24 protein-coding genes and 1 pseudogene are annotated in these 24,072 nt (G+C 72.0%); 9 read left to right on the forward strand and 16 right to left on the reverse strand.

Annotated features, from left to right (window positions below; genetic code table 11):
- Window positions 1-113: 113 nt before the first annotated feature.
- A pseudogene (locus tag ACFVGW_RS30365) lies at window positions 114-453 on the reverse strand (DEAD/DEAH box helicase); the annotation flags it as partial.
- A gap of 91 nt (window positions 454-544) precedes the next feature.
- Here ACFVGW_RS30365 and ACFVGW_RS30370 point away from each other — a divergent pair.
- Genes ACFVGW_RS30370 through ACFVGW_RS30380 form a run of 3 tightly spaced genes read left to right on the forward strand, consistent with a single transcriptional unit; the run spans window position 545 to window position 2,635 of the window.
- Window positions 545-1,501, forward strand: a complete 957-nt coding sequence (locus ACFVGW_RS30370) for an AraC family transcriptional regulator (RefSeq protein WP_385854185.1) — start codon at window positions 545-547, stop codon at window positions 1,499-1,501.
- A gap of 10 nt (window positions 1,502-1,511) precedes the next feature.
- The gene (locus tag ACFVGW_RS30375) at window positions 1,512-2,330 is read left to right on the forward strand and encodes an AzlC family ABC transporter permease (RefSeq protein WP_385854186.1); all 819 of its coding nucleotides are present in this window, start codon (window positions 1,512-1,514) and stop codon (window positions 2,328-2,330) included.
- Window positions 2,327-2,635: an AzlD domain-containing protein gene (locus tag ACFVGW_RS30380; RefSeq protein WP_352192004.1), complete on the forward strand. Its 309-nt coding sequence runs from the start codon at window positions 2,327-2,329 to the stop codon at window positions 2,633-2,635. The genes ACFVGW_RS30375 and ACFVGW_RS30380 overlap by 4 nt, the downstream gene beginning before the upstream one ends.
- 86 nt (window positions 2,636-2,721) lie before the next feature.
- Here ACFVGW_RS30380 and ACFVGW_RS30385 read toward each other — a convergent pair whose 3' ends face one another.
- Window positions 2,722-3,651, reverse strand: a complete 930-nt coding sequence (locus ACFVGW_RS30385; protein ID WP_383228545.1) for a hypothetical protein — start codon at window positions 3,649-3,651, stop codon at window positions 2,722-2,724.
- Between the two features lie 79 nt (window positions 3,652-3,730).
- Between ACFVGW_RS30385 and ACFVGW_RS30390 the strand changes: the two genes are divergently transcribed.
- Together ACFVGW_RS30390 and ACFVGW_RS30395 are read left to right on the forward strand one after the other, a co-directional pair.
- Window positions 3,731-3,925: a DUF3046 domain-containing protein gene (locus tag ACFVGW_RS30390; RefSeq protein ID WP_352192006.1), complete on the forward strand. Its 195-nt coding sequence runs from the start codon at window positions 3,731-3,733 to the stop codon at window positions 3,923-3,925.
- 50 nt (window positions 3,926-3,975) lie between these two features.
- The gene (locus tag ACFVGW_RS30395) at window positions 3,976-5,346 is read left to right on the forward strand and encodes an AI-2E family transporter (protein WP_383568807.1); all 1,371 of its coding nucleotides are present in this window, start codon (window positions 3,976-3,978) and stop codon (window positions 5,344-5,346) included.
- A gap of 21 nt (window positions 5,347-5,367) precedes the next feature.
- Here ACFVGW_RS30395 and ACFVGW_RS30400 read toward each other — a convergent pair whose 3' ends face one another.
- From ACFVGW_RS30400 to ACFVGW_RS30420, 5 genes are all read right to left on the reverse strand, one after another.
- Complete coding sequence (locus ACFVGW_RS30400) at window positions 5,368-7,545, reverse strand: MMPL family transporter (protein WP_385854187.1); 2,178 nt, start codon at window positions 7,543-7,545, stop codon at window positions 5,368-5,370.
- 21 nt (window positions 7,546-7,566) lie between these two features.
- Window positions 7,567-8,343: a cytochrome d ubiquinol oxidase subunit II gene (locus tag ACFVGW_RS30405; protein ID WP_385854188.1), complete on the reverse strand. Its 777-nt coding sequence runs from the start codon at window positions 8,341-8,343 to the stop codon at window positions 7,567-7,569.
- Window positions 8,344-8,354: 11 nt separating this feature from the next.
- Entirely contained in the window at window positions 8,355-9,656 is a 1,302-nt protein-coding gene (locus ACFVGW_RS30410) for a cytochrome ubiquinol oxidase subunit I (protein ID WP_385854189.1), read from the reverse strand.
- A gap of 166 nt (window positions 9,657-9,822) precedes the next feature.
- Window positions 9,823-10,488 carry a response regulator gene (locus ACFVGW_RS30415; RefSeq protein WP_385854190.1) on the reverse strand — a complete coding sequence of 222 codons (666 nt, stop codon included), beginning with the start codon at window positions 10,486-10,488 and terminating at the stop codon, window positions 9,823-9,825.
- The gene (locus ACFVGW_RS30420) at window positions 10,485-11,711 is read right to left on the reverse strand and encodes a sensor histidine kinase (RefSeq protein ID WP_385854191.1); all 1,227 of its coding nucleotides are present in this window, start codon (window positions 11,709-11,711) and stop codon (window positions 10,485-10,487) included. The genes ACFVGW_RS30415 and ACFVGW_RS30420 overlap by 4 nt, the downstream gene beginning before the upstream one ends.
- A 237-nt stretch (window positions 11,712-11,948) precedes the next feature.
- Between ACFVGW_RS30420 and recA the strand changes: the two genes are divergently transcribed.
- Window positions 11,949-13,079: a recombinase RecA gene (gene recA / locus ACFVGW_RS30425; protein WP_383228552.1), complete on the forward strand. Its 1,131-nt coding sequence runs from the start codon at window positions 11,949-11,951 to the stop codon at window positions 13,077-13,079.
- Window positions 13,080-13,083: 4 nt separating this feature from the next.
- The gene (recX, locus tag ACFVGW_RS30430) at window positions 13,084-13,650 is read left to right on the forward strand and encodes a recombination regulator RecX (RefSeq protein ID WP_383228553.1); all 567 of its coding nucleotides are present in this window, start codon (window positions 13,084-13,086) and stop codon (window positions 13,648-13,650) included.
- A 196-nt stretch (window positions 13,651-13,846) separates the two neighbouring features.
- On the opposite strand, the gene ACFVGW_RS30435 is transcribed toward recX, so the two are convergent.
- The 8 genes from ACFVGW_RS30435 to ACFVGW_RS30470 form a co-directional block, all read right to left on the reverse strand.
- Window positions 13,847-14,266 carry a rhodanese-like domain-containing protein gene (locus ACFVGW_RS30435; protein ID WP_352192453.1) on the reverse strand — a complete coding sequence of 140 codons (420 nt, stop codon included), beginning with the start codon at window positions 14,264-14,266 and terminating at the stop codon, window positions 13,847-13,849.
- Window positions 14,263-14,817: a cysteine dioxygenase gene (locus tag ACFVGW_RS30440; RefSeq protein ID WP_385854192.1), complete on the reverse strand. Its 555-nt coding sequence runs from the start codon at window positions 14,815-14,817 to the stop codon at window positions 14,263-14,265. The genes ACFVGW_RS30435 and ACFVGW_RS30440 overlap by 4 nt, the downstream gene beginning before the upstream one ends.
- A gap of 90 nt (window positions 14,818-14,907) precedes the next feature.
- A complete protein-coding gene (locus tag ACFVGW_RS30445) occupies window positions 14,908-14,994 on the reverse strand; it encodes a putative leader peptide (RefSeq protein ID WP_361441868.1) in 87 nt (28 codons plus the stop codon).
- 32 nt (window positions 14,995-15,026) lie between these two features.
- Entirely contained in the window at window positions 15,027-16,739 is a 1,713-nt protein-coding gene (locus tag ACFVGW_RS30450; RefSeq protein ID WP_385854193.1) for an FAD-dependent monooxygenase, read from the reverse strand.
- Between the two features lie 163 nt (window positions 16,740-16,902).
- Complete coding sequence (locus ACFVGW_RS30455; RefSeq protein ID WP_385854194.1) at window positions 16,903-17,877, reverse strand: amino acid ABC transporter permease; 975 nt, start codon at window positions 17,875-17,877, stop codon at window positions 16,903-16,905.
- On the reverse strand, window positions 17,874-18,521 hold the full coding sequence (locus ACFVGW_RS30460) for an amino acid ABC transporter permease (RefSeq protein WP_352192457.1): 648 nt from the start codon (window positions 18,519-18,521) through the stop codon (window positions 17,874-17,876). The genes ACFVGW_RS30455 and ACFVGW_RS30460 overlap by 4 nt, the downstream gene beginning before the upstream one ends.
- A gap of 90 nt (window positions 18,522-18,611) precedes the next feature.
- Complete coding sequence (locus tag ACFVGW_RS30465) at window positions 18,612-19,529, reverse strand: glutamate ABC transporter substrate-binding protein (RefSeq protein ID WP_383228558.1); 918 nt, start codon at window positions 19,527-19,529, stop codon at window positions 18,612-18,614.
- Between the two features lie 63 nt (window positions 19,530-19,592).
- Window positions 19,593-20,378 carry an amino acid ABC transporter ATP-binding protein gene (locus tag ACFVGW_RS30470; protein ID WP_352192459.1) on the reverse strand — a complete coding sequence of 262 codons (786 nt, stop codon included), beginning with the start codon at window positions 20,376-20,378 and terminating at the stop codon, window positions 19,593-19,595.
- A gap of 263 nt (window positions 20,379-20,641) precedes the next feature.
- Here ACFVGW_RS30470 and ACFVGW_RS30475 point away from each other — a divergent pair, with 263 nt between their 5' ends.
- A complete protein-coding gene (locus ACFVGW_RS30475) occupies window positions 20,642-21,346 on the forward strand; it encodes a response regulator transcription factor (RefSeq protein ID WP_385854195.1) in 705 nt (234 codons plus the stop codon).
- Between the two features lie 16 nt (window positions 21,347-21,362).
- Window positions 21,363-22,760 carry a sensor histidine kinase gene (locus ACFVGW_RS30480; RefSeq protein WP_385854196.1) on the forward strand — a complete coding sequence of 466 codons (1,398 nt, stop codon included), beginning with the start codon at window positions 21,363-21,365 and terminating at the stop codon, window positions 22,758-22,760.
- Window positions 22,761-23,021: 261 nt separating this feature from the next.
- Here the strand turns inward: ACFVGW_RS30480 and ACFVGW_RS30485 are convergent, their stop codons facing one another.
- Window positions 23,022-24,020 (reverse strand): TAXI family TRAP transporter solute-binding subunit, encoded by a 999-nt coding sequence (locus tag ACFVGW_RS30485; RefSeq protein WP_385854197.1) that lies wholly within the window; start codon window positions 24,018-24,020, stop codon window positions 23,022-23,024.
- Window positions 24,021-24,072: the final 52 nt, after the last annotated feature.

Genomic DNA, 24,072 nt, shown 5'->3' on the forward strand with positions numbered 1-24,072 from the left:
CTCCCGCACCCGCGAGGGGGGGGGGGTGCTCTGTTTGCGGGGGGGCGGGGGGCCCCGCGCGCCCCGCCGGGGGGGGGGGGGGCCCCCCGCGCGCCCCCCCCCCGGGCGGGCGGGCGGGGGCGCCCCGCCCCGCCCCGACTCCTGACGGATACCGGTCAGCGGGGAGCGGAGATTGCGCTCGACGTCGACGGCCAGGGCCTTCAGCGGCGAGACGTACAGCACGCGGCAGCGCTTCTTGGGGTCGGCGGGCGGCGGGGCGGAGGCCAGCCGGTCCAGGGAGGCGAGGAAGGCGGCCAGGGTCTTGCCGGACCCCGTGGGGGCCACCACGAGCACGTCCGAGCCCGCGCCGATGGCCTGCCAGGCGCCCTCCTGCGCCGCGGTGGGCGCGTGGAAGGCCCCGGTGAACCAACCACGGGTCGCGGGGGAGAACGAGTCGAGCGCGGACCTGACCATGCCACCCATCGTGCACCCCACCACTGACAACCGCCCGGACCTGGGGAAACCCGGTTGGTGGCGGCGCCGGTCCGTGGCGGAGAATGGAGGCATGGCGACTGGGGAACGGGCACGGTACTGGCAGTACTCCGAGCTGCCGGGCGTCGACCTGCTGCACGCCCACTACGTGCGCAAGGCCTTCGCCCGGCACACGCACGAGTCTTTCGTCTTCGCCGCCATCACCGACGGTGTCGAGGCGTTCCACTACCGCGACGACCTCGTGCACGCCGGGCCCGGCCAGATAGCCCTGGTCAACCCCGACACCCCGCACACCGGGCACGCGGGCGTGCCCGAGGGCTGGACGTACCGGACGATCTACCCCGACGCGGAGCTGATCCGGTCCATCGCGGCCGACACCATCGCGCTGCGGGGCGACGTCGGGTTCACCGACCCGGTCGTGGACGACCCGTACGCCGCACAGCTCGTCATCGGCGTCCACCGGGCCGCCGAGGAGGGCAACGCGCTGGCCGCCGACAGCCTCCTGCGGCTGGTCACGGCCAGGATGCTGCGCAGTCACGGGGGCCGGATCGCACCGCTCGCCCCACGCTCGGCAGGCGCCCGCAACGCGGCACGCGCGCGTGCCGTCCTGGAGGAGCGGATGATCGACCCGCCGACCCTGGAGAGGCTCGCCGCCGATCTCGGCACCAGTCCCTTCGCCCTGCTGCGGGCCTTCCGGGACGCGTACGGGATGCCGCCCCACACCTGGCTCACCGACGCGCGCGTGCGGCGGGCCCGCCACCTGCTCGACACCGGGACGGCACCGGCCGAGGCGGCCGCCACCGTCGGCTTCACCGATCAGTCGCACCTCAACCGCCACTTCGCACGGAGCGTGGGCGTGCCGCCGGGGGCGTACCAGCGCTCGCGGGGCGGCGCGGGCTCGCTGGGCGGAGCTGCGGGAACGCGGACCGGCGGGGCGGGAACGCGGACGGGCGGGGCGGGAACGCGGACGGGCGGGGCGGGAACACGGGGTGCAAGAACGTACAAGACCGCAGGCGGCCGGGGTACGTAACGTCGGCGGCGTGGCAGAACAGACAGCAACCCCAGTCATACGGGAGAGTCCCGTCAAGGCGGACTCGGCGGTGGTGCGCGACGCACTGGGCGTCGGGATCGCCGTCGGCCTCTCCGGCTTCGCCTTCGGCGTGACCGCCGCGGGATCCGGACTCACCCTGCTCCAGACCTGCGCGCTCAGCCTGCTCGTCTTCACCGGCGCCTCGCAGTTCGCGCTGGTGGGAGCGCTCGCGGCCGGCGGGAGCCCGTTCACGGCCGCGGCGGGCGCCTTCTTCCTGGGCACGCGTAACGCGTTCTACGGGCTGCGCCTGTCCCAGCTTCTCGCCCTGCCCCGCGCGGTCAGGCCGTTCGCCGCGCAGTGGGTCATCGACGAGACGACCGCCGTGGCGCTCGCGCAGCCGACGCGGCGGGCCGCGCGGATCGGCTTCACCGTCACCGGACTCACGCTCTACGTGCTGTGGAACCTGACGACCCTGCTCGGCGCCCTCGGGGCCGAGGCCATCGGCGACACCGAGGCCTGGGGCCTGGACGCGGCCGGCCCCGCGGTCTTCCTCGCGCTGCTCGCGCCGATGCTGAAGACGGCGACGGAGCGGTACACGGCGGGGCTCGCCGTGGTTCTCGGCCTCGGGCTGATGCCCGTACTGCCGGCCGGCGTCCCCGTTCTGGCGGCGGCCCTCGCCGCACCGGCGGTGCTGTGGCTGCGGGGCCGGCGCATGGCCGGTGGGACGGACGGCTCGGGCGCGTCGAACGGGTCGAGCGCGTCGAACGGGTCGGGCGGGCCGGGCACGGCAGGTGCGTCGGGCCCGTCGGAGAAGGAGGAGGAGCGATGACCGTCTGGATCGCGATCGGCCTCACGGTCGTCGGCTGCTACCTGGTCAAGCTGCTCGGGCTCCTGGTACCCGCGGGCACCCTCGAACGACCGCTCGTCCAGCGGCTGGCGGCCCTGGTGCCCGTGGCGCTGCTCGCGGCGCTCACCGCCCAGCAGACCTTCGGCGTGGGGACCGGCCTCGCCCTGGACGCCCGCGCGGCAGGGGTGGCGGCCGCGGCCGTGGCCCTGGTTCTGCGGGCCCCCTTCCTGGTCGTCGTGGCCGCGGCCGTCCTCGTCACGGCGGGGGTACGGGCGCTGGGCGGCTGAACGAACCTCCGCCGTGACCCTCGGTCCGGCGGCGCGCCCGGTCCGGCGGCGCGCCCGGCGCCCGGCGCGCGGCCCAGGCACCGGCCTCAAGCGATCGGGCGGCCGTGGGCGCGCAGGGTGCGGAGCGCCTCGATCGTCACGATCGGACGCGCCTCGAGAGCCGTTCCCGGGGCCCACTCGCGCCAGGTGACGGGCCAGCCGCCGTCCTCCTGCTGGCCTGCCGCCAGGTGGTCGAGGGAGCGCGCCATCTCCTCCTCCGTGAACCAGCGGCGGGCCAGCGAGTCCGGCACGCGCGCGTAGTCGTACGGGAAGTGGTGCTCGCCCGGCGCGTACCCCGGCGCGACGGGGAGTTCGTCGAGCCGGTCGGGATCCAGGGCCGCGAGACCCTGGTCCCGCACCAGGCGCCCCAGCCGGTCGGCCACCGCCTGCGCCCGTGACCGGTCGGGGACCCCGTCGAGGAAGGCGACGGCGGCCTCGATCTCGTACGGGTGCGACTTCTCCAGCGACTCGACCGCCGACCAGCAGAACTCGGTCGCACGGAACAGCCAGGCGTGCCAGACCTGGTTCCGGTGGAGCAGCCCGACCACGGGGCCCGTGGACAGCAGCGCGCTCGGCGGGTTGTCGACGATCGGTACGAAGGGCGCGCTGGGATAGCCGCGCTGCGACGGGTGGATCGCGGGCAGCGCCCCGTCGAGGGTGGACACCTCGGTGAGGTAGCGGCAGATTCGTTCCACCCGCAGGCCGCCGCAGCGGCCGATGGAGTCCAGGACCCGCAGCGCGTGCCCGGTGTGCAGCGGCTGGCTGACCGGGCCGCGCAGATCCGGTTCGAGCGCGTGACCGTAGCCGCCGTCCTCGTTGAGGTACGCGGTGAGCGCGACCTCGACGGGCTCCGCCCCGCCGCGGAGGAAGTGGTAGGCGAACCGGCGCTGTTCGAGCACACGGGCCGTCAGCCAGACGAACTGTTCGGCGCGTGCGAGCGGCGTGGGGTGCGGAGCCGCGAGAGGAGTTCCAGCCATGGTCCGACCGTAGGCCGCCCGGGACGTGTGACAAGGCTTACCGGCCCGGCTGCACTCCTGGGGGCGGGATACTGGCGTCATGCGGTTGACGATTTTCTGGGAGCGGATGGCGGACCACTTCGGTGGCTCCTACGCCGAATCCTTCGCGCGGGACCATGTGATGTCCGAACTGGGCGGACGTACGGTGCACGAGGCGCTGGACGCCGGCTGGGAGGCGAAGGACGTGTGGCGGGCGGTCTGCGCGGCCATGGACGTACCGGCGGAGAAGCGCTGACCCGGCCCGCGCGGGGAGGGAATGTCCGCGCGGTGCGCGAGACTGGCCGGGTGGCTCCGACTGACGAAACCGACGAGACCGGCAAGACGACGACCGACGGGACCCTCGACCAGGCCGTGACCGGCCGTCCCCCCAAGGCGCGGTCGTCCGCGGACAGCGACCTGACGAGATCCGCGTCGGGACCCGAGGCGCCCGAGCCCGTGGCGGCGGCCGCGGCGGGTGGCGGATCCGGCTCCGGTGGGCCGGGCTCGGCCCTGTCTGCGCCCCCTGCCCGGATGCCCCGCTGGCTGCCCCGCGCCCTGGTCCTCGCCCTGGCGCTCTACGCCTGCTTCCAGCTCGGCAGCTGGGCCTTCTACCAGCTCGTCGGGCTTCTCATCAACGTCCTGGTCGCCTTCTTCCTGGCCCTTGCCATCGAACCCGCCGTCGGGCGGATGGCCGCCCGGGGCATGCGGCGAGGACTCGCCACGTTCCTGGTGTTCCTCGCGGTCCTGGTCTTCGGCGTCGGCTTCGTCGTCCTGCTGGGCTCCATGCTCGCCGGCCAGATCGTCGACATGGTCGAGAACTTCCCGAAGTACCTCGACTCGCTGATCAACTGGACGAACCAGCACTTCCACACCGAGCTGTCCCGGGTCGAGGTGCAGGACAGCCTGCTGCGCTCGGACTGGCTGCAGAAGTACGTGCAGAACAGCGCCTCCGGTGTCCTGGACGTGTCCGCCACACTCCTCGGGGGGCTGTTCAAGCTCCTGACGATCTTCCTCTTCGCGTTCTACTTCGCGGCCGACGGGCCCCGGCTCCGCCGGGCACTGTGCTCCGTCCTGCCGCCGGCCAAGCAGACCGAGGTGCTGCGGGCCTGGGAGATCGCGGTCGACAAGACCGGTGGCTACCTGTACTCGCGCGGCCTGATGGCGCTGATCTCCGGCGTGGCGCACTTCGTGCTCTTCGAGATCCTCGATGTGCCGTACGCCCCCGCGCTCGCCGTGTGGGTCGGCCTCGTGTCGCAGTTCATCCCGACCATCGGCACCTACCTCGCGGGCGCGCTGCCGATGCTGATCGCCTTCACCGTCGATCCCTGGTACGCGCTGTGGGTGCTGGGCTTCGTCGTGATCTACCAGCAGTTCGAGAACTACGTCCTCCAGCCCAAGCTGACGTCCAAGACCGTCGACATCCACCCGGCGGTCGCGTTCGGCTCGGTGATCGCCGGTACGGCGCTGCTCGGCGCGGTCGGCGCGCTGATCGCGATCCCGGCCGTCGCCACGCTCCAGGCCTTCCTCGGTGCCTATGTGAAGCGCTACGACGTGACCGACGATCCGCGCGTCCACGGGCACCGGCGCTATGGCGAGGCCGTGGTGGCCCGGCTGCAGAAGGCGCTGCACCACAAGAAGAAGCAGGGCCAGGCGGCGTCCGGGGAGGACGGCACCTGACCCTGCCGGCCGGTCCGCTCGTCAGTGGCGTTCCAGCCGCACCTTCGGCAGCATCCGCTCCAGCGGGCCCGGGAGCCACCACGCGCGCCGCCCGAGCAGCTGCATGACCGCCGGCACGATCAGACAGCGGATGACCACCGCGTCCAGCAGGATCGCCACCGCGAGGCCGAGGCCGAACTGCTGGAGCATCCGGTCGGGGCTGAGGACGAAGGCGGAGAACACCACGATCATGATCGCCGCGGCGGCCGTGATGACCTTTCCGGTCGCCGCGAGGCCCTCCCGTACCGATCCCTGCGGGTCCCTGGTGCGCTCCCACTCCTCATGGATCCGGGAGAGCAGGAAGACCTCGTAGTCCATCGAGAGTCCGAAGACGATCGCGAAGATCATCACGGGGATGAACGCCTCGATCGGGCCGGGCTGCACGCCGAACCAGCCGTGCTGGAAGACCAGGGTGATCACCCCGAGGGCCGCTCCGATGCTCACCAGGTTGAGCAGCGCCGCCTTGACGGGGATGAGGACGGACCGGAAGACCAGGAGCAGCAGGAGCGCCGAGAGACCGACGACGATCGCGACGAAGAGCGGCATCCGGTCCGCGACGGTCGCGGCGAAGTCCTCGGTCGCCGCCGTCGGCCCACCGACCAGGAGATCGGCGCCCGTCGCCCGCTCCACCGGCGGCAGGACGTCGGACCGCAGCCGGTCGACGAGCTCCGAGGTCGCCTCGGCCTGGGGGGCCGACTCGGGGAAGGCGATGACGGTGGAGACCGCGGCGTCCTTCGTCGGGATGGGGGCGCTCGCCGCCGCGATGCCCTCCGTCTTCTCCAGGGCCTGGCGCAGGGCGCTCGCGGCCCGCTCGCCTCCCCCGTCCGCGACCACGATCAGCGGCCCGTTGAAGCCCGGCCCGAAGCCCTCGGCCAGCAGGTCGTACGCCTGCCTGCTGGACTTCGCCGGGGCGTCGTTGCCCGCGTCGGCGAAGCCGAGCCGCATGTCGAGCGCGGGCGCGGCGAGCGCGCCGAGGGCGGCCACCGAGACCAGCAGCGCCGCCCAGGGCCGCCTCTGCACCGCCGTCGCCCAGCCGCGCCAACGGGCTCCCTCCTCGCGCCTCGCCTTCGCGGCCCGCTTGGCGACCTGCCGCTGGATGCGGCGGCCGAAGATCCCGAGCAGCGCCGGGAGCAGGGTGAGCGAGGCGGCCATGGTGACGAGGACGGTCAGGGCGACGGCGAGCGCCACGCCCTGGAGAGAGCCCAGTCCGAGCGCGACCAGACCCATCAGCGCGATGATCACCGTGCAGCCCGCGAAGAAGACCGTGCGCCCCGCCGCGTCCAGCGCGGTGCGCGCCGCCCGCTCGGGTTCCGCGCCGTGCAGCAGCTCGCCGCGGTAGCGGGAGAAGATCAGCAGCGCGTAGTCGATGCCGACACCGAGACCGACCAGCATCATGATCGGCGGGGTGAAGTCGGCGACGTCCGCGAGATGCGAGGCGAGGGCGATCAGCCCGATCGAGCTGCCGACCGCGAAGACCGCGGTGATCACGGGCAGGCTCGCCGCGACCAGGGAGCCGAACAGGAAGACCAGGACCACCAGCGCTCCCAGCATGCCCGCGCCCTCGGCCGCTCCGCCGCCGCCCTCCTCGGCGCCGCGTGCCGCGTCCCCGCCGACGGCGGCGGTCAGTCCGTCGCCCTGTGCCGCCCGTACGGTGTCGATGATCTTCAGGACCTCTGCGCGGTCGGTGTTCTCCGCCGGTCCGTCCAGGGCGACGGTCGCGTAGCCGACGGTTCCGTCCTCGGAGACCGCCGCCCTCTCCTCGTACGGACCGCGCACGCCCGTCACGCCCGGAAGCCCCTCGACGGTGTCGAGAAGCCCCTCCACGCGCGCGTGGACCGTCTTCTCGCGGACACCCCGCTCGTCCTTGACGACGATCTGCAGGGTGGCGTCCGTGGCCTGGGCGGAGCCGTGCCGTTCCAGGACGGTCCGTGCGGACTGGGAATCGGTGCCGGGCAGCGAGAAGTCGTTGTGGTAGGCGCTGCCCACGGCCGTCGAGGCACCGGTCGCCGCGGCCACGACGACGATCCACAGCAGCACGGCGGACCAGCGGTGGCGGTACGAGAAGGTGGCCAGGCGCTCGAAGACGCTTCCCCGCCGGGCCGGCGGCTTCGGCGGACGCGCCGGGTTCGTCGTGGGACCGGTGTCCCGCGTGGTCGTCATGATGGTTTCCCCTTCTGGGAGTCACAGGTACGAAGGCCGGGTCACCCGGTGCCGGAAGGTCCGCCAGGTCCACACCTGGGCGGCCACGATGACCGGGGTGACGACGAGCAGGGCGGGGACGAGCAGTGCGAGCGTGGCGCCGTCGGCGGCCCGCTCGGTGAGCGGGAGGGCCGTACCGGCGAGGAGCGGCAGCGCCCCGAGGAGGACCGCGGTGAGGGCGAACGACTGCCAGGGCCCCGTCCGCCCCACCAGCAGCCGGGCGCGTTCGTACGGCTCTCCGGTGAGCCGGAGAGTGGCGAAGCCGAGCCCGTGCGCGGCGAACAGGGCGGCCACGGCGAGGGCGACGAGCATCGCGGTGGGCCCGGAGGCCCGTTCGTACGGCACGCCGGTCAGCGGTGCGGCCAGCAGCCACCCCCAGGCCAGCGCGACGGTCCAGCTGCCGCAGACCACCGCCCCGTCGCAGACCGCACGCCAGCGCGGCCCCGGCCCGCGCCCGCGCGACCACAGTCCGCCGTCACGGACGATCCAGCCGGTCAGGAGGGGCACGAACAGCGCGAACCGGCCGGACAGCAGCTCCCCTTCGAGGTCGGGGAAGCAGCCGACGAGGACGCCCGCGGTGGCGATCAGCCACACCTCGTTGCCCAGGAAGAAGGGTGCGAAGGAGGTGATGACCAGGCGCCGCTCGTGGTCGGTGCGGCCGAGGTACGGGGTGAGCATCCCCGTTCCGACGTCCGCGCCCGCGAGCACGAAGTAGCCGGTGGCGAAGAACGCGAGCAGGGCGATGGCGAGGCTTTCCACGGCCGGGCTCCTCAGTAGCGGGTGGCGGGCAGGGAATCGGCGGGGTCCTCGGGACCGTTCCGGTCCTCCGGGCCGTCCCGGTCGTCGCGGCCGAGCCCCGGGTCGACCGGGCCCCGGCGGGCGTGCCGGGCGAGCAGCCAGGCGTTGAGGACGACGAGCAGGCTGAAGAGGGTGGTGAAGACGATCAGGGAGGCGCGCATGGCGCCGGGGGAGAGGTCGGAGACCGCGTCCTCGGTCTTCAGGAGCCCGTACACGACCCAGGGCTGGCGGCCCGCCTCGCGGAACACCCAGCCGCTGATCATCGCGAGATAGGGCAGCGGGACGGCGGCCATGAGGACCAGGTGCCAGAGCCGGAAGCGGAAGACGACCTTCTTGAAGCAGGCGAGGATCACGCCGGCGAAGGTGAGGTACATCATCAGGGCGAAGCTGAGGAGCATGACCAGGCCGCCGCCACGGGTCCACGCCTCGGAAGGGACGTAGTCGCCGGGACCGAACCGGGCGACCATGTCCGCCTGTATCTGGGCGATTTCGGCCGACTTCTGACTGAACACCGCCGACTTCATGGGCTGGAGGGTGCGGAGCGCCGCCAGCTGGACTCCGCCGAAGGCGGCCGTGACCATCAGCGCCGGGAAGGAGAGGAAGACCCCGATCCGCAGGCTCCGGCCGAAGAACTCCCACTCGGGCGACCGCCGGAACAGGTGGTACGCGCTGACACCGGCCACGAAGAAGCCGGCCGTGAGCAGCGCACCGGCGACGATGTGCCCGAAGGCGAGGAGGGCGGACGGGTTGGCCAGCACGGCGACCGGATCGTCCAGGACGAGCCTGCCGCCCTCGGTCCGGTACCCGACCGGGTTGTTGAGGAAGCCGTTGGAGACCAGGATCCAGTACGCCGAGAGGTACGCGGTCAGCGTGACGATCCAGATCGTCGCCAGATGGACCCAGCGGTTGAAGCGGTGCCAGCCGAAGATCCACAGGCCGAGGAAGGTCGACTCGACGAAGAACGCCACGATCGTCTCGACCGCGAGCGACGCGCCGAAGACGTTGCCCGCGAAATGCGTCAGGCCGCTCCAGCTCAGCCCGAACTGGAACTCCATCACGATGCCCGTGACGATCCCGACCGCGTAATTGATCACGTACAGCTGGCCCCAGTAGCGGACCATGCGCGCGTGCAGCGGCTTCCGCCCGACCGTCGCCACCGTCTGGACGACGGCGACCACGGTCGCGAGCCCCAGCGTCAGCGCGACGAAGAGGAAGTGGCCGCCCGCCGTGAGGGCGAACTGCAGCCGGGCGAGATCGAGGACGTCTGGATTCACGCCGCAAGCGTCGGCGTACGGCTCCGGGGCCCGCGTCGCCCGGCGGCGGTCAGTGGGTGTACCCCCGCGGTTGCGCCGCCCCACGCGCGCATACCCCAGGAGTTGCGCCCACGCGCGCGTGCCCCCTAGGGGGTGCCGCGTGGACCTTGCCGGACGCTGCCGCGCGTCACCCCAGCCAGCCGGGCGTGATCATCCCCGACTCGTACGCCAGGATCACCAGCTGCGCCCGGTCGCGCACGTCCAGCTTGGTCATGATCCGGCTGACGTGGGTCTTGGCCGTGGCCGGGGAGAGGACGAGGCGCCGGGCGATCTCGTCGTTGGAGAGACCCGCCCCGACCAGGCCCATCACCTCACGTTCCCGCTCCGTGAGGGCGTTCAGGCGCGGGCTGGGGTCCGGCTGCTTCGAGCGGCCGGCGAACTCCGCGATGAGCCGGCGGGTGACCGCGGGGGCGATCAGCGCGTCGCCGCGCGCCACCACCCGTACGCCGTGGAGGAGTTCCATCGGCTCGGTGTCCTTCACGAGGAAACCGCTCGCCCCGGCGCGCAGCGCGCCGTAGACGTGGTCGTCGACGTCGAAGGTGGTCAGGATCACCACCCGGACGCCTTCGAGGCGGGCGTCGGCGGTGATCCGGCGAGTGGCCTCGAGACCGTCGAGCCCCGGCATCCTGATGTCCATCAGGACCACGTCCGGGCGCAGTTCGCGGGCGAGGGCGATGGCCTGCTCGCCGTCCCCGGCCTCCCCGACCACCTCGATGTCGTCCTCGTCGGTCAGGATCGAGCGGAACCCGGCCCGGACCAGTGTCTGGTCGTCGGCCAGTACGACGCGGATCATCGGGAGTCCCCCTCGGACGTGGTGGTCGTCGACGCGGCTGCGTCGATCGGCAGCCGGGCGTCGACCCGGAAACCCTCGGTGGTGCTGAGGGCGGTCAGTTCGCCGCCGAACGCGCGGGCGCGCTCGGCCATGCCCCGGATGCCGCTGCCCAGCGGCCGCTCCTCCGGAGCCCCCTCCCCGTCGTCCTCGATCCGCAGGCGCAGCTCGTCCGTGCGCCAGTCGAGCGCGACCGTGACCGTACGGGCACCGGAGTGCCGGGTCACGTTGGTCAGCGACTCCTGCACGATCCGATACGCGGCGAGGTCCACCGGCGGCGCGAGCGGTACGGGGGTGCCCGTCAGCTCCGTGCGCACGTCGAGCCCCGTGCCCCTGGCCCGCTCCACCAGCTCTCCGAGCAGGGCGAGGCCCGAGGTCGGTCCGGTCGGCGCGGCCTCGTCGGCCTGGCGCAGCACCCCGAGCGTGGCGCGGAGCTCGCGCAGCGCGTCCTTGCTGGTGGCCTTCACCGCTTCGAGGGCCTCCTGGGCCGCCGCCAGCGCGACCTCCGGGTCGGGCTTCTTGCTCAGCCGGTGCAGCACGGCGCCCGACTGCACGTTGATCAGCGAGATGCTGTGGCCCAGCACGTCATGGAGCTCCCTGGCGATCCGCAGCCGTTCCTCCGTGGCGCTCTGCAGGGCCCGCGCCTCCTGCTCCCGCTCGGCGGCGAGCGCCCGCTGCTCCACTTCGTGGAGGTAGGCGAGCCGGGTCCGCTGGGCACGGCCCACGGCGACGAGGCTGATCAGCCAGCCGGCCAGCATCGCGAGCGAGGTGTCGTCGATCTGGCGGTGGCCTTCCTCCTGCCGGATCTCGCCGAGCCCGACGGCGAGCAGCGTGACCGAGGCGAGCGCGACGGCGGCGGCGAAGCGGCCCTCCGCCGCCGTGGTGTACAGCGCGAGGGCGAAGGCGATCATCAGCGGGCCGTCCTGCGCGGACGCCGGGTAGTAGACCGCGCAGGCGAGCAGGGTGACGACGGCGACGGTGACGGGGGCCCGCCGCCGGAACACGAGGGCGCCGCAGCCGACCGCGATCAGCGCCCAGCCGATGACGGTACGGCTCACGGGCTCGCTCGCGTACCGCGCGGACACCAGCGTCCAGACGACCACGACGAGGGTCACGACGAGCGCCACGACGGCGTCGGCGACCCGCGGGGACATACGGCCGCCACGGTCGTGGAAGGGGAGCGCCATGCCAGGAAGGATAGGCGGGCGCGGGGCGGCGGGGCCGCGCCGAACGGTGGCCGCGGGCCCGCGTGGTGCGCTTGACACCAAAATCGAACATCCATTCTTATGGGGTTCCGGCCCTTGGAATCGCGGGGTTGTGGGCGAGTTATCCACAGGTCGGAGGGACGTCGGGGCCCATTGTCAGTGGCAGGGGTTAGCGTCTTTCACATGAAGCGATCGACTCAAGCAAACCGGGTGGAACCCATGGCAGGTACCGACCGCGAGAAGGCTCTCGAAGCCGCGCTCGCTCAGATTGAACGGCAATTCGGCAAGGGTGCCGTGATGCGCATGGGCGACCGCACCCAGGAGCCGATCGAGGTGATCTCCACCGGCTCGACCGCCCTCGACGTCGCGCTCGGCGTCGGCGGCCTGCCCCGCGGCCGTGTCGTGGAGATCTACGGACCGGAGTCCTCCGGTAAGACGACCCTGACCCTGCACGCCGTGGCGAACGCCCAGAAGGCCGGCGGTCAGGTCGCCTTCGTCGACGCCGAGCACGCCCTCGACCCCGAGTACGCGAAGAAGCTCGGTGTCGACATCGACAACCTCATCCTGTCCCAGCCGGACAACGGCGAGCAGGCCCTCGAGATCGTCGACATGCTGGTCCGTTCCGGCGCGCTCGACCTCATCGTCATCGACTCCGTCGCCGCGCTCGTCCCGCGCGCGGAGATCGAGGGCGAGATGGGCGACTCGCACGTGGGTCTCCAGGCCCGTCTGATGAGCCAGGCGCTCCGGAAGATCACCAGCGCGCTCAACCAGTCCAAGACCACCGCGATCTTCATCAACCAGCTCCGCGAGAAGATCGGCGTGATGTTCGGCTCGCCGGAGACCACGACCGGTGGCCGCGCCCTGAAGTTCTACGCCTCGGTGCGCCTCGACATCCGCCGCATCGAGACCCTCAAGGACGGCACGGACGCGGTCGGCAACCGCACCCGCGTCAAGGTCGTCAAGAACAAGGTCGCGCCGCCCTTCAAGCAGGCCGAGTTCGACATCCTCTACGGCCAGGGCATCAGCCGCGAGGGCGGCCTGATCGACATGGGCGTGGAGCACGGCTTCGTCCGCAAGGCCGGCGCCTGGTACACGTACGAGGGCGACCAGCTCGGCCAGGGCAAGGAGAACGCCCGCAACTTCCTGAAGGACAACCCCGATCTCGCCAACGAGATCGAGCGGAAGATCAAGGAGAAGCTGGGCGTCGGCGTCCGGCCGGGCGCCGAGACCGCCGAGGCGGGTGCGGACGCCGCGGCCGCCACGGAGCCGGCCGCCGCGGACGACACGGCCAAGTCCGCCCCGGCGGCCAAGGCCACCAAGGCGACCAAGGCCCCGGCGGCCAAGAGCTGAACCAGTGACCGGTCGCACCGAATGGCCGGGCGACAGCGCCGACTCGTCGAGGGCCGAGAAGGAGCTGTCGCCCCAGGATCCGGCTGAGCGGGCGCGGGCGATCTGCCTGCGCCTGCTCACCGGGACCCCTCGTACCCGCAAGCAGCTCGCCGACGCCCTGCGCAAGCGCGAGATCCCCGACGACGTCGCGGAGGAGGTCCTCTCGCGGTTCGAGGACGTCGGGCTGATCGACGACGCCGCGTTCGCCGACGCCTGGGTCGAGTCCCGGCATCACGGGCGCGGACTCGCCCGCCGCGCCCTCGCCCGCGAGCTGCGCACCAAGGGCGTCGACGCCTCGCTCATCCAGGAGGCGGTGGGGCAACTGGACTCCGAGCAGGAGGAGATCACCGCGCGCGAGCTCGTCGACCGCAAGCTCCGCGCCACCCGTGGCCTCGACCGGGACCGCCGGCTGAGACGGCTCGCGGGCATGCTCGCCCGCAAGGGCTACCCGGAGGGCATGGCCCTGCGGGTCGTCCGCCAGGCCCTGGAGGCCGAGGGCGAGGACACCGAGGGCCTGGACGAACCCTTCTGACCGGAGCGGCGCCCGGAGCGGAGTCCGGGAGCGGCGCCCGGAGCGAGAAGCCACGACGCCGAGAGTGGCCGGGCCGCAGCGTGCGGGGACCCACGGGGCTGGGACACACCGCGAGGCCTGCGCGCCGGTGCCCGCGAGTGCCCCGTCGCCCGTGAGTGCGCCGGCGTCGGTGGTGCGCCGGCGTTTGCCCTACCGGCTACGCCGTGCTGTCCGGCCGTACGACCGGAAGGCCCGCCGCCTTCCAGGCCTGGAAGCCGCCGATCACGTCCGTCGCCCGGTGCAGGCCCAGCTGCCGCAGCGAGGCCGCCGCCAGCGAGGACGCGTACCCCTCGTTGCAGAACACCACCACCCGCAGGTCGTGGCTGTCCGCCTCCGGCGCGCGGTGGCTGCCCAACGGGTCGAGCCGCCACTCCAGTTCGTTGCGCTCCACGATCAGCGCGCCCGGGACCACCCCGTCCCGCTCACGCAGGGCCGCGTACCGGGTGTCCACCAGAAGCGCGTCACCCGCCTCGTACGCCTCGTGGGCCACGCGCGGCTCGATCCGGTCGAGCCCGGACCTGACCCGCTCGAGAAGCTCGTCGATTCCCACCCGTTCGGCCGTCTCGTGCTCGCTCACTGCCAGTCCTCCGGACGCTCGACCTGCTCAAGACGGAGCACCGCGCCCGACCGGCTGAAGCGCCGGATCAGCGGGAGCGGCGGATAGTACGCGTGGACCGACACCGCGTGCGTGTCGCCGGACTCGTTGAGCACCTCGTGCACATGGTGCTGTCCGAACGCGCGCCCCTTGCCCGCCGGAAGCCGCCGCTCGCGGTCGACGCCGTCGGCCAGTTCCAGGGTCTTCCAGCCACCCGAAGGCAGCCGCACCGCGAGGGAGTTCTCCGTCAGGGTGCCCCGCGCCGTGGTGAACGCGCCCTGGGACTCGGCGTGGTCGTGCCACCCCGTGCCCGTGCCGGGCGGCCACCCGATGAGCCACGCCTCGCTGCCGCCGGGGCCCTCGAGCCGTACCCAGGTACGGCCCTCGGGGTCGAGCGGCAACGAGTCGATCAGTTCGGTGTCCGCCGCCGTGCTGCGGACGAAGTCCAGAAGATCGGCGGCGGTGGGCGCGGAGGGAAGCGCGGAGGCGGAGGCGGAGGACGCGCCGGTGGACGCGGAGACATGCTGGGGCACGGAGGACCGTCCTGAGGTTCGCGGGAGAAGCGCGCGACACGGCGCGCCGAACGCGTCGGCGGCGAGGATCACGCGAGGGGGGGGGCGAATTCAGCAGGACGGGCGACACACGCAGCCCGCGAAACGGAGGAGATCCATATGGACCCTCCGCCACAGGCGCACATCGGTGTCGGTCACGCTCCGGAGTACACCATGCGCGCCTGTGAGGGTCAATTGATGTCCGCGGTACGGTCGCTCTTCGCCGTCCGTGGCGCGACCCCGCCCGCCCCGGTACGGTCGCTCTTCGCCGCCCCCGAGGCGACGCCGCTCTCCGTGGTCTCCGCCTTGCCGCCCCGGGTCGCGTCCGCCGCCGCGTACAACTCGTCGGGCCGGACCCCGGGGAACGAGGCGACCAGATGTCCGTCCGGACGGACGAGCAGCACCGTGTGGGCCACGGCTCCCGGATACGCCTCCGTGACCAGCAGCTCCGCCTTCACCGGCAGGGCCCGCACCGCCTCCACGAGCCGCGGCATCACGCCCGCGCTCATCCAGTGCCGCCGGTCCCAGACCCCCGTGCCGGGCGCGACGAGCACCACGAGCAGCCGGCCCCGGCCGAGCCGGTCCCGGAGCCGTACCGTCGTGCCGTCCGGTGCCGTCACGCGGACGTCCTCGACCGGCGCGCCGGTCCCCGTCCCCACCGCGCTCCGGGACGCGCCGGCGTCCTGGGGCGCGAGGGGGGAGTGCGGGTACGCGGGGGGCGCGCCCAGCGGACCGCGCCCCAGGTGACCGTCCGTCAACAAGGTGTCGTGGCCACGCGCGCCGCCGGGCAGATACGTCCGCAGCCCCCCACCGCCGCGCAGCACCGGCAGCGACTGGTCGGCGGCCCGCAGCCGGGAGGCGACGGCGGCCCGCCGCTCGCTCTGGTAGCTGTCGAGGAGCGTGTCCGAGGCCCCGTGGTGCCAGGCGTACGCGAGCTTCCAGGCCAGGTTGTCGGCGTCCCGCAGCCCCTCGTCGAGGCCCTGCGTCCCGACCGCCCCGAGGAGGTGCGCCGCGTCACCCGCCAGGAACACCCGGTCCACGCGCCAGCGCCGCGCGAGCCGGTGGTGCAGCGTGTGGACGCCGGTGTCGATCAACTCGTACGGAGGCGTCTCCCCACCGCACCAGCCGGCCAGCGTCTCCCGGATCCTGGCGACGAGCGCGTCCGGGGTGACGAGATCGCCCCGCGGCGGCAGCAGCCAGTCGATCCGCCAGACCCCGTCCGGCAGCGGACGGGCCGTGACCTCCTCGCCGCCTCCCCGCCACGGCGGCTGACGGTGCAACAGAGCTTCGCCCGGCCACGGCAGTTCCACGCGCAGCGCCGCCACGGCGTGCCGTTCGACCGCCGTACGTCCGGGAAAGCGGATCGAGAGCAGCTTGCGCACCGTGGAGCGGGCGCCGTCGCAGCCGACCAGATGGCTGCCGCGCCACCACGTCCCGTTGGCGCCGGAAGCGGGGCCACGGGTGTGTGCGGTCACGCCGCGCTCGTCCTGCTCGATCGTGTCGAGGCGGGCGTCGCAGACGAGCTTGATCAGTTCCTGCCTGGCGATCGCGTCGCGCAGGCCTCGGGCGAGGGCGTGCTGAGGGATGTGCAGCGGAGCCGCCGGACCCTCGTCGTCACTCTCCGTACCGCCGAGACCCAGACTCAGCTCGATGTGCCTCATCTGCTGCTTCCGCCGCAGAGAGCGCCAACCGACCCAGCGGACCCCCTCGTCACGCAGCGTGGCGCAGCCCAGCCGGTCCACCATCGCCGCCATGTCGGCACGCAGCACGACGGTCCGCGCGGGGCGCGGCTCCTCCTTGCCGGTGCCCTCGTCGAGCACGACGGAGGGCACACCCTGCGAGGCCAGGGCAAGGGAGAGCGCGAGGCCCACGGGCCCCGCGCCGACGATGATCACCGGGTCCACGGCGCGGCTCCTGAAGGCCGTTCGGTCATGCGGGTAGCACAGCGAAGTGTGGCGCGAGCCCGGTGCGTGATCACAGAACGTATGCAACCCATTGCGGGTGCTTGCGTCAAGCGACGGGGGCAGCGGCGCGACCGCCACTGCCCCCGGATGATGTCACATACTGTCAGTTCTTCGTGATGCCGGTCCCGTCGGTACCGTCGCCGCGGTTGTCGCGGTCACCGCCGGGCGCCACTCCGTCGAAGCCTCCCGGTGCCTCGGTCCGGCTCGCCGGGATCAGTACGGCCTCGTTGCCCTGGGCGACCCCCGTCACGCCGGCTTCCGAGACGGCGATCCCCGTCTTGGCCCGCCGGCCCCGCTTCTCGATCCAGGTGGCGAGCGAGGAGAGGGCCAGGCACAGCGCGATGTAGATGGCGCCGAAGACCACGATCGTGGAGACGTACGGGTACTGGCCGTTGACCTGCGTGTTGGAGGCGATCAGCCGGGCCGAGTAGAGCAGCTCGGGGTAGAGGATGACGAAGCCGAGCGAGGTGTCCTTCAGGGTGACCACCAGCTGGCTGATGATCGTCGGCAGCATCGCCCGGACGGCCTGCGGCATCAGGACCGTCGTCATGACCTGCGTCTTGCTCATGCCCAGGGCGTACGCGGCCTCCCGCTGCCCCTTCGGCACGGAGTTCACGCCGGCGCGCAGGACCTCGGCCTGCACACAGCCGTTGTAGATCGACAGGCCGATGGCCAGCGCCCACATCGAGTAGTCGGTGAGGAAGGCGACCCAGACGGCGTAGATCGTGATCAGCAGCGGGATCGAGCGGAAGAGCTCGATGAAGCCGGTGGCCACCAGGCGCACCGGGGCGTGGTCGGAGAGCCGGGCGACGGCGAGCAGGACACCGAGCACGAGCGAGCCGACCGCCGCGAGGCCGAAGGCCTTGAGGGTGGCGACGAGGGCGTCGGCGATGTTCTGCCGGATGCCCGCGTAGTTGAAGATGTCCCACATCGCGGGGTCGAGGTGACCCTTGTCGGCCAGCCGGAGCACGCTCACGGCGAGCAGCGCGACGATGACGACGGTGCCTACGACGGCGAAGATCCGGTTGCGGACGCGCGCCTTGGGGCCGGGGGAGTCGTACAGAACGCTGGCACTCATCGGGCGACCTCCATGCGGCGCTCAAGGAGACGGAAGATCCCGCTGATGGTGAACGTGACGACCAGGTACGCGGCGGCCACCCAGGCGAAGATGGGGCCGATGGCGTAACCCTGCTCGCTCATCAGCGTCTGCCAGCCGAAGAGCTCGGTGACGCTGAAGGCGCCCGCGATGGCCGAGTTCTTGGTGAGCGCGATGAAGATCGAGCTCAGCGGCGGCAGTACGGTCCGGGTGGCCTGCGGCAGCACGATCATCCGCAGGGTCTGCGAGAAGGTCATGCCCAGCGAGCGGGCGGCCTCTGCCTGGCCGAGCGGCACCGTGCTGATGCCGGAACGGACCGCTTCGCAGACGAACGCCGAGGTGTAGAAACCGAGCGCGAGCGAGCCGAGCACGAAGGGGCTCATACCCGGGAACAGGATCTCGGGGACGACGAAGAACGAGACGAGGAAGAGCAGCGTCAGCGGGGTGTTGCGCAGGAGCGTGACCCAGGCGGTCCCGAAGAAGCGCAGCGGCGGGACGGGCGACACCCGGAAGCCGGCGACGACGACGCCGAGGACCAGCGCGATGACCGAGCTGACGGCGGTGATCGACACGGTTCCTATGAAGCCGTCGCGGAACTCCGGGAAATGGTCGAGCAGTACGTTCATGAGGTCTCCGCGTCGGCTGTCAGCGGCTTACGGGCAGGAGGAGCGGCGCCCCGTACTCCCGTACGGGGCGCTCGACTTCAGGGCGAGGAATCAGTAGCGGACGCGCGCCGGCGGCGCGACGTACGCGGAGCCGGAGAGGCCCAGGGTCGCCTCGTAGATCTTCTTGTACGTGCCGTCCTCGATGTGCGCGTCGAGGATGTCGCTGATCTTGTCGCGCAGGACCTTGTCGTCCTTGTTCATGCCGACGCCGTAGGGCTCCTCGGTGAACGGCTTGCCGACGACCTTGAGCTTGCCGGCGTTGGCGGCGGCGTAGCCCTTGAGGATCGCGTCGTCGGTGGTGACCGCGTCGACCTGCTTGGTGAGCAGCTGCTGCACGCAGTCGGAGTACTTCGCCAGCTCGGTGGTCTGGGCGCCGTACTGCGGCTTCTTGATCTCCTGCAGCGGCGTCGAGCCCGTGATGGAGCAGACCTTCTTGCCCTTGAGGGTCTCCGGACCGGTGATCGCGGTCTCGTCCTTGCGGACCAGGAGGTCGGCGCCGGCCTTGTAGTACGGACCCGCGAAGCCGACCTGCGCCTTGCGCTTGTCGTTGATCGTGTACGTGCCGACGTAGTAGTCGACCTGGCCCGTCGAGATCGCCGTCTCACGGAGCTTGGAGTCGACGGTCTTCCACTCGATCTTGTCCTCGGTGAAGCCGAGGTCGGCCGCGATCATCTTCGCGATCTCGACGTCGAAGCCGGACCGCTCCTTGGTGGCCTGGTCCTCGAAGCCGAGGTACGGCTGGTCGGCCTTGGAGCCGATGATCAGCTTGCCGCGCTTCTGCGCCTCCTTGAAGGTGGGCGACTCCAGCTTCACGTCGGTGGCGACGATGTACTTGGGGAGCTGCGGGGCGCTCGAGTCACCGGGCTTCACGGCGGGCTTGTCGCCGGCGGAGCCCTCCTTGCCACCACAGGCGGTCGCGGTGAGTGCGAGCACGGCGACGGCCACGGCCGCGGACTTGCGGAGCTTCATGGTGAACATCCCTTGGTTCGTGGGTTGTTGGTCAGCAGGGTGAATGATGAAGGCTGACCGTCGTCAGTGGTGGAGGATTTTCGAGAGGAAGTCCTTCGCCCGGTCGCTGCGCGGGTTGCTGAAGAACTCGTCCGGCGTGGCCTGTTCGACGATCTTGCCGTCCGCCATGAACACCACGCGGTTGGCGGCGGAACGCGCGAAACCCATCTCATGGGTGACGACGACCATCGTCATGCCGTCGCGCGCCAACTGCTGCATGACCTCGAGGACCTCGTTGATCATCTCGGGGTCGAGAGCCGACGTCGGCTCGTCGAACAGCATGACCTTCGGCTCCATCGCCAGCGCCCGCGCGATCGCGACACGCTGCTGCTGGCCTCCGGAGAGCTGCGCCGGGTACTTGTCCGCCTGGCTGCCGACTCCCACCCGGTCGAGCAGGGTGCGGGCCGTCGACTCGGCGTGCGCCTTCGTCGACTTGCGGACCTTGATCTGGCCCAGCATCACGTTCTCGAGCACGGTCTTGTGTGCGAAGAGATTGAAGGACTGGAACACCATGCCGACGTCGGCGCGCAGCCGTGCCAGCTCCTTGCCCTCCTGGGGCAGAGGCCGGTCGTCGATCGTGATGGTGCCGGAGTCGATCGTCTCCAGGCGGTTGATGGTGCGACACAGTGTGGACTTACCGGACCCCGAAGGCCCGATGACGACCACGACTTCGCCCCGGGCGATCGTCAGGTCGATGTCCTGGAGCACATGCAGCGCGCCGAAGTGCTTGTTCACGTTGGACAGTACGACCAGGTCGCCCGCCGCCGTACCGGCGTCTTCCGAGCCCTTGGTCACTGACACTCCGCTCATCGGCTTTTGCTCCGTCCTCCTCGGTTGGGGAGGACACTAGGCACGTGGTGCGACGAGCGTCATCACATCTGAGCGGAAATTGAGGATAACGATAAGGCCTCGGCCGGACACACTGTGTGAACGGGGTGGGCGACGGCGTACCGGGTGCATAACGGAAACCCGGTCGCCACAGGGGGACACTTGACTGTGACACCGACCATCGGCGTTCATGCCCTGGTACACCCATAGCCATCACGCGATCACGAAGCCACCGGAGGGGGGCCATGAGACTCCTGCTCGTCGAAGACGACGATCATGTCGCCGCGGCCCTGTCCGCCGTCCTGGCGAAGCACGGCTTCGCGGTCACGCACGCCCGGAACGGCGAGGAGGCGCTCCAGGCGGTGCTGCCCGCGGCGCACGGCGAGCGTCCTTCGTACGGTGTGATCCTGCTCGACCTCGGCCTGCCCGACCAGGACGGCTACCAGGTCTGCGGCCGGATCCGTAAGCTCACCGCGACCCCCGTGATCATGGTGACGGCGCGCGCCGACGTACGGTCCCGGATACACGGCCTCAACCTCGGGGCCGACGACTACGTGGTCAAGCCGTACGACACCGGGGAACTGCTCGCCCGCATCCACGCCGTCAGCCGGCGCAACGCCGGCGGCGACGAGGGCGGCGCGGCCGGCGACGACGCCGCGCTACGGCTCGGCTCCGTCGTCATCGAGCTGCCCACCCGCCGCGTCAGCGTCGACGGCGCGCCCGTCCAGCTCACCCGCAAGGAGTTCGACCTGCTGGCCCTGCTCGCAGGACGGCCCGGTGTGGTCTTCCGGCGCGAGCAGATCATCAGCGAGGTCTGGCGCACCAACTGGGAGGGGACCGGCCGCACGCTCGAGGTGCACGTCGCCTCGCTGCGCTCCAAGCTGGCCATGCCCGCCCTGATCGAGACCGTGCGAGGCGTCGGCTACCGCCTGGTCGCCCCGGCCGCGTAGCCGCCCGGGCCCCCACGTGCGCACGCGCCTTCTTCCGCTCCTCCTCGTCCTGATGGCCGGGGTGCTGCTTGCCCTCGGCTTCCCGCTCGCCGCGAGCCTCGCCGCGGCCGAGCAGCAGCGCGTCGTCGTCGACCGGCTCGACGACGCGGCGCGGTTCGCGGCGCTCGCCCAGTTCGTCAGCGAGTCCGAGCCGACGGTCGACGAGCGCCGCACCACCCTCAGGGGTGAACTCGCCAGCTACCACGACGTGTACGGCATCAGGACCGGCATCTTCTACCGCGACAACCGGGCCATGGCGGCCGCGCCCCCGGACTGGGTCGTCCCGTACGAGGGTGAGGGCCGCCGCGCCTTCAACGAGGCCCTGCTCGGGCGCCGCAGCCACGACCCGCCGCAGGTGTGGCCGTGGCAGCCGGACGCCCGCCTGACGATCGCCTCTCCGGTCGTACGGGACGGGGACGTCGTCGCCGTCGTGGTGACCGACTCGCCCACCGGACAGCTGCGTTCGCGCATCCTGACGGGCTGGCTGATCATCGTGGCCGGGGAGTCGGCCGCGATGCTGCTCGCCGTCGGCGCCGCCTTCCGGCTCACCGGCTGGGTGCTGCGGCCCGTCCGCGTCCTGGACGCGGCCACCCACGACATCGCCACCGGCCGGATGAAGTCCCGGGTCGCCGAGGCCGGCGGACCGCCCGAACTGCGCCGTCTGGCCCGCGCGTTCAACGAGATGGCCGACAACGTCGAAGACGTCCTCGAACAGCAGCGGGCCTTCGTCGCCGACGCCTCGCACCAGCTGCGCAACCCGCTCTCGGCGCTGCTGCTCCGCATCGAGCTGCTCGCCCTGGAACTCCCCGAGGGCAACGAGGAGATCGCCTCCGTCCGCACCGAGGGCAAGCGGCTCGCCCAGGTCCTCGACGATCTGCTGGGCCTCGCGCTCGCCGAGCACGCCGCCGCCGACCTGCGGCTCACCGACATCGGCGAGCTCGCCGCCGAGCGGGTCGCCGCGTGGCGCCCGCTCGCCGAGGAGAAGGGCGTACGGCTCGGGGGCGAGCGGCGCGCGGTGACGGCCTGGGCGGACCCGGTCGCGCTCTCCAGCGCGCTCGACGCGGTGATCGACAACGCGCTGAAGTTCACCCCGGAGGGGGAGGAGGTCACGGTCGCCGTGGCGTCCGAGGGCGACACCTGCACGGTCGTCGTGGCGGATGCGGGCCCCGGGCTCACTCCGGAGGAGCTCGACCGGGTCGGCGACCGCTTCTGGCGCAGCAACCGCCACCAGAACATCAAGGGCTCGGGCCTCGGTCTGTCAATCGCCCACGTCCTGCTCGGGGCGGGCGGCGGTTCGATGGCCTACGCGCCGAACGAGCCGCACGGGCTGCGTGTGACGGTCACGGTGCCGAGGACGGGGCCGCAGGGGCGCTGAGGGGTCCGCACAGCTCCTGAAGGCCCGGAGGCGGGCTGAGGGGCTCGGGCGGGGTGGGACGCGGGGTTGCGGTCGCACTGAGCGGCGGTACGCGGGGTTGTGGCCGTGCCGAGTGGCGGTATGTGGGGTGCGGCCGGCCTGAGTGGCGGTACGCGGTGGCTGTGGCCCGCGCTGAGTGGCGGTAGGCGGTGGCTGCGGCCGGCCTGAGTGGCGGTACGCGGCGGCTGCGGCCGCACTGAGCGGCGGCACGCCGTGGCTGCGCTACGGCTTCACCGAGCGGTAGTAGCGGCGTGCGCCCTCGTGCAGGGAGAGCGGTTCGGTGTAGATCGCGGTGCGCAGGTCCACCAGCTGGGCGGGGTGGACCTTGCCGCCGATCCGGTCCCGGCTTCTGATCACCGTACGGGTCAAACCCTCCACCAGTGCCGGATCAGCCGTGTCCGTCGTCACGAGCAGGTTGGCCACGGCCACCGTCTCCACCGGCTGCCCGTCCTGAGCCCGCTTGTAGGCGTCCGCGGGAATGACCGCGGAGCGGTAGTGGCGGGTCGACTCGCCCGCGTCGTGCAGCGTGTCCACCAGGGTCGCGTCCAGCGAGACCAGCCGCACCGGCATGCGCTCGGACAGCGCCTGGACGGCCTGTGTGGGCAGACCGCCCGACCAGAAGAACGCGTCGAGTCTCCCGCTCTCCAGGAGGCCCGGCATGGTGTCGATGCCGGCCGAGACCGGCTTGATGTCGGTGTCGGGGGCGAGTCCGCCCGCCGCGAGGACCCGATCCGCGATCAGCCGGACACCGGACCCCTCCTGGCCGACGCCGACACGGAGCCCGCGCAGATCGGGGACGGACCGGACGGGCGACTCCTTGGGGACGACGAGCTGGACGTAGTCGTCGTAGAGGCGCGCGGAGCCCCGGAGGCTGTCGAACCCGGGCTTCCGGTCGCGCTGGTACTGGGCCACGGCGTCGGCCGTCGCGATGGTGAAGTCCGCCTCGCCCGAGGCCAGACGCGCGAGGTTCTGCTGGGAGCCCTCGCTGTCCTTGAGCGCTATCGAGACATCCGGCAGGTCGGTGGCGAGGGCCTGCCGCAGCAGCTCGCCGTACCGCTGGTAGACGCCGGTGGGAACGCCCGTACTGAAGGTGACCCGGCCACTCGGATCCGAGGGACCGAAAGGAACCAGCCACCACACCAGCAGCCCGCACACCACCAGAAGCGCCGCCGACACCTGGAGCAGGCGGCGACGGACGACACGGGAGAGCGAGGCGAGCATGGCGCGATCCTGCCAGTTCCCTCCCCGCTCTGGCCAGGCCGGGCATCCGAGC

The organism is Streptomyces sp. NPDC127129, from assembly GCF_042671585.1.
GTDB lineage: Bacteria > Actinomycetota > Actinomycetes > Streptomycetales > Streptomycetaceae > Streptomyces.